The 4,497-nt window shown below is 40.0% G+C and carries 5 protein-coding genes and 1 other annotated feature; of the genes, 2 read left to right on the top strand and 3 right to left on the bottom strand.

Translation table 11 applies throughout. From position 1 onward, the window contains the following. The first annotated feature begins 248 nt into the window (after positions 1-248). Positions 249-397: a sequence feature (ribosomal protein L10 leader region), on the top strand. A 52-nt stretch (positions 398-449) separates the two neighbouring features. Together rplJ and rplL are read left to right on the top strand one after the other, a co-directional pair. After that, on the top strand, positions 450-959 hold the full coding sequence (gene rplJ, locus EKM76_RS12775) for a 50S ribosomal protein L10 (RefSeq protein WP_125550957.1): 510 nt from the start codon (positions 450-452) through the stop codon (positions 957-959). Positions 960-990: 31 nt separating this feature from the next. Further along, entirely contained in the window at positions 991-1,359 is a 369-nt protein-coding gene (gene rplL / locus EKM76_RS12770; protein WP_125550956.1) for a 50S ribosomal protein L7/L12, read from the top strand. 487 nt (positions 1,360-1,846) lie between these two features. Here rplL and EKM76_RS12765 read toward each other — a convergent pair whose 3' ends face one another. Genes EKM76_RS12765 through istA form a run of 3 tightly spaced genes read right to left on the bottom strand, consistent with a single transcriptional unit; the run spans position 1,847 to position 4,336 of the window. Continuing rightward, complete coding sequence (locus EKM76_RS12765; RefSeq protein WP_056943351.1) at positions 1,847-2,032, bottom strand: hypothetical protein; 186 nt, start codon at positions 2,030-2,032, stop codon at positions 1,847-1,849. Continuing rightward, the gene (gene istB / locus EKM76_RS12760) at positions 2,029-2,787 is read right to left on the bottom strand and encodes an IS21-like element helper ATPase IstB (protein WP_125550955.1); all 759 of its coding nucleotides are present in this window, start codon (positions 2,785-2,787) and stop codon (positions 2,029-2,031) included. Before istB ends, EKM76_RS12765 begins: the two co-directional genes overlap by 4 nt. Beyond that, on the bottom strand, positions 2,774-4,336 hold the full coding sequence (gene istA / locus EKM76_RS12755) for an IS21 family transposase (RefSeq protein ID WP_125550954.1): 1,563 nt from the start codon (positions 4,334-4,336) through the stop codon (positions 2,774-2,776). The genes istB and istA overlap by 14 nt, the downstream gene beginning before the upstream one ends. Positions 4,337-4,497 lie beyond the last annotated feature (161 nt).

Below are 4,497 nucleotides of genomic sequence, written 5' to 3'. Positions count from 1 at the left end.
TCAGGAATATCGTTTCGCGTTCACTCATGGTAAGATGTTTGTATGGGTTCATGATTATGTGCTCCCTTCGATGGTTGTCTTCGCAAACACCATTTTACAGGGATTCATATCATGAGTCTCTTTTGTTGCACTTAAAGTATAAATTCAAGCCAAAAATAACTTGCGTGTATGATTTTTGAGCACAGCTGGGAACTAATGTGGAGACGTCAAAAAAATATTGACGCTGATCTTGATTCATGGTATGCTATTTCCTGGTTATATTTCTACCTAAGACTCAGGTGGCTCTTGCCTTAAACGTTTAGCTTGCTAAACGGCCCGCCGAGGAGAAAGTTTGTACGGTTTACACAGACTCTCTGCGGCGTTGTGTCTTTGCACACAGCGTTTTTTTATTAGGAGAAATCCACCAACAGAGTGCACGCACTCTGATTCTAACAGGAGGTGAGATTCTCGTGAGTGAAGCAGTTATTGCACAAAAAGCGAAAGTTGTTGATACCGTCACTGAACAATTCAAGAATGCAGCTTCAGCTGTTATTGTTGATTCTCGTGGCTTAACAGTTGCGCAAGATACAGACTTACGTAAGCAATTACGTGAAGCTGGTGTTGAATTACACGTCATCAAAAACACGATTTTACGTCGTGCCGCTGATAAAGCTGGGTTTGAAGGGTTAGACGATACATTTGCTGGCCCAACAGCCGTTGCTTTTTCAAGTGAAGATGTCGTTGCACCTGCACGTATTTTGGCTAAATTTGCTGAAACAGCAGACGCACTTGAAATTAAGGGTGGCCTGATCGAAGGTAAAGTAGCTAGCTTAGATCAAATTATTGATTTATCCAAGTTACCAGACCGCGATGGTTTACTTTCAATGTTACTTTCTGTCTTACAAGCACCAGTACGCAATGTTGCGTATGCAGTTAAAGCTGTTGCTGATGCAAAACCAGCTGAAGAGGCTGAAGCATAATAATAATTACCTACTCTAGGAGGAACTTAAAATGGCATTAGATAAAGATGCAATCATTGCACAATTAAAAGAAGCAACAATTCTTGAATTAAGCGACTTAGTTAAAGGAATCGAAGAAGAATTTGGCGTAAGCGCTGCTGCTCCTGTAGCTGCTGCTGGTGCTGCTGGCGGCGACGCTGCAGCTGCCAAAACTGAATTTGACGTTGAATTAACTGGCGCTGGCTCAGCTAAAATCAAAGTCATCAAAGCTGTTCGTGAAATCACGGGCGCTGGTTTGAAAGACGCTAAAGACATGGTTGACGGCGCACCTACTGTCATCAAAGAAGGCGTTTCTGAAGACGAAGCTAACGAACTTAAAGCTAAGCTTGAAGAAGCTGGCGCATCAGTTACTGTTAAATAATAATTTAACCTATAATTGAAGCTGGAAGTCCAATATACCCTGTTTTGATTGCGATAAGCGATTTAAGAATCTGGAGATATCGTGTGGCTTTCTACTGGAAATCCTACCAAGCATTTACTTGGTAGGATTTTTTGTGTTTTCAAGAAATTAAGTAGTCTAGTCAAAGGTATCATTTAGCATCTAAAATATTCGTAAAAACGGCTTTAAGCGCGCGGTTGTTCTGTAGACTATAGAATAATATAATGGCTGGTAAAAGCGATCATGATAACTAAAACAGTAAGAATAAAAATGGGAGCTGATTAATTTGCGTAAAACCAGCGTGTTACTTGGTTTCAAATTTTTACTTTTTATTATTGTTGAAGGCGGCATCGTGAATTAACCAAGTGAGCGTAAAAATTGCCCACACTCGGCGAAAGAATTGACCAACTTATGCGAAGAAAATTGACCATACGACTAAAAGAACCCACTAAAGTGGGTTCAAACATTGTTATTGCTCTAGGTATTCTTTGATCAATTTAATACCAATATCAACGAGCTCATTCTCACTAATTTGTTCATTGCTTTGAAGCATGGCCATTGTTAACCGATCAACCAATTTATTTTCAAAGCTTTCTTCTATCGAGTTAAGAAAGTAGTAACTAGCGAGCCGATTGCGCACATCTTCTGGAATCATACAGAGTCACCTCGTAATCCATAGCGTTCACGCATTGATTTATCGCCTTGAATTAAAATCGGGTAGGCATCATGGATAATGCGATCAAGGATTGCATCGGCTATTTGTGGATTACCTAGTTTATTATGCCATCCATCTGGCGCAAACTGTGAACAATAAATGGTTGATGATTGATGTAATCGACTTTCTACTAGCTCTAAAACATAGGTAGACTGCTCTAAAGACAACTCCGTTAACAACCATTCGTCAATGATTAAAACATCAACTTTTTTATAGCGAGCTAATATTTTATGAAAATTTCCATTAGCTTCATGCTTAGCTACAGCTAAGTCGTCTAAAAGTTCTGGCAGCCGAACATACTTCACCTTATAAAATTGGCGACATGCTTCTATGCCTAAGGCATTAGCGAGCCAAGTTTTACCATTGCCAGATGCGCCCATCAAAATAATATTATAATGCTCACGAATGTAGTTCCCTGTTGCTAGTTTTTGGATTAGCTTACGATCCAATTTGCGATCTGGCAAATAATCTATTTCGGCTAACGCAGGCTCTATACTCGGAAAATCAGCGCTGTGTAATAGCCGACTAAGCTTATTAGATTGCTGTCTGGCATAAGCACCATCGACAATTAATTCAAACTTATCTTCAAAATCCATTTGTTGGTATTCTGGTTGCTGTTCCTGAACTTCTAAAATCTCAACCATAGCGTTGAGTCGCATTTCTCGTAATTTACGCTTAGTTTCATCTGATGTCATTATCTTTTTCCCCTTCGATTCCAAAATAGGCTGCGCCACGCGTGAAGCCATAAGTGTTTTGTGCACTTGCATTGTGAGGTTGCTCCTGTTGTTGGTTACTGCGTAATAAACGCTCGATTACTGGCACCGTTGGTGCTGAGGCAATTTTTATAATATCTTGGCAAGCCTGCTCAATCGCTTCACTGGAGTACTTACGGCCAAAATTCTTTAAACGAAGGGTTGCTTTCAGTGCTTGCTTTTCCACTTTTGCCGATTTAAGCAAATAACGAACGACTTCCGTTGTTGCTTCACCAATACTTTCGGCCCACTTAATTGCTTCTTTTGGGGTGTAATCAAGATACAACTGGTGGTTCTCTGGTAGATGATCATGATTAGTCGAGAATTGACCAAGCTTGCCATAAAGTCGTTTGTGTGAGGTAATACGACTATCTTTGTAAAAGATCTCAACGAGATCTTTCGTAACTTTAATATCAACTTTATTCTGGATATATTCGTAAGGAACAGAATAAAACATATTCTCCACATTAGTGTGGTAATCTAATTGTACAGTGGCAGTTTTCCAGGTTGCCATTTTATAAGGTACCCGTGGTAGAGGCTGTAATGCGAACTGCTCTTCGCTAATAAAAGCGTCTTTACGGTTACCTTTTTTATATTTCTTGGTGAATGGTCGCAAATTAAACTCATCTAATTTTTCCCTAACAGCCTGATTTAATTCTATTAATGTGAAAAACTTTTCGTTACGTAGCGCAGCGATAATCCAAGTTGAAAGGATCTTTACACTACCCTCGACGTTGGCTTTATCTTTAGGTGTTCGGACACGTGCCGGCAATATAATCGTGTTATAGTGACTTGCCAATTCGCGGTAAGTCGAATTAAGCACAGCTTCTCCAGCTTGGTGCCTGGTAACACCAGTTTTTAAATTATCTGGGACAAGGATTTCCGTAACCCCACCAAAGTACTTATAAGCGTGAATATGACTAACTAACCAATCTTCTTGTTTCATTGACAAGCGAGCCTCACAGTAGCCATATTGGCTACACGGTAGTGTGGCGACAAATAAATAAGCTTTAACAATTTCTCCTGTATCTGAATCAGTTAGAGACAATGTTGTACCTGCCCAATCTACTTCCATAGTTTCTCCCGGCTTACGCTTTATGCGCATAGTCGCTTTATACTTTTGTGCATATTCGTGATAATACTGACAAAATGTGCGGTAAGCGTAGGGAATAACATTATTTTGACGGCACATTGCCTCATATTCATAGTGTAGTAGTGACAACGTCACATTAGACTTAGCTAGTTCCGTATGGATATGTTCAAAATCTGGCAATTGTCTGCCTTTAGACTCACGCTTTTTATGCGGGAAAAGTAGCGCTTCGAACCATTCGTCATCCATTTCATCAGTGAACGGTGGTACTAACACTTCTTCTTTTGCCCGTTTGATGATCTCTGCAATTTTGGGGCGAGAATTACCTGTAGCTGCAGCGATATTCCGTTGTACGACCTTTTGAGCATGGAGCTCAAGAATCTTACGATACTGAATGGACATAAAAAACCTCCTGTATAATATAATTACGCAATGTATGCGCTATCACATTATACAAGAGGTACCTTAGGGCTGGTCAATCTCTTTTGCAGAACTTGGTCAATTTCTTCGCTTAATGGGGTAAAATTTTATGCCGAAGGGGGTAAATGGGAATGCCGTCATCA

The organism is Loigolactobacillus zhaoyuanensis (genome assembly GCF_003946385.1).
GTDB classification, from domain to species: Bacteria; Bacillota; Bacilli; order Lactobacillales; family Lactobacillaceae; genus Loigolactobacillus; species Loigolactobacillus zhaoyuanensis.
This window is presented reverse-complemented; position numbering and strand designations above follow the sequence as displayed.

Bases quoted from the DNA above. Each gene is read 5' to 3' on its own strand.
- istB (WP_125550955.1), bottom strand. From the start codon at position 2,787: ATGACATCAGATGAAACTAAGCGTAAATTACGAGAAATGCGACTCAAC.
- EKM76_RS12765 (WP_056943351.1), bottom strand. From the start codon at position 2,032: ATGATTCCAGAAGATGTGCGCAATCGGCTCGCTAGTTACTACTTTCTT.
- istA (WP_125550954.1), bottom strand. From the start codon at position 4,336: ATGTCCATTCAGTATCGTAAGATTCTTGAGCTCCATGCTCAAAAGGTC.
- rplL (WP_125550956.1), top strand. From the start codon at position 991: ATGGCATTAGATAAAGATGCAATCATTGCACAATTAAAAGAAGCAACA.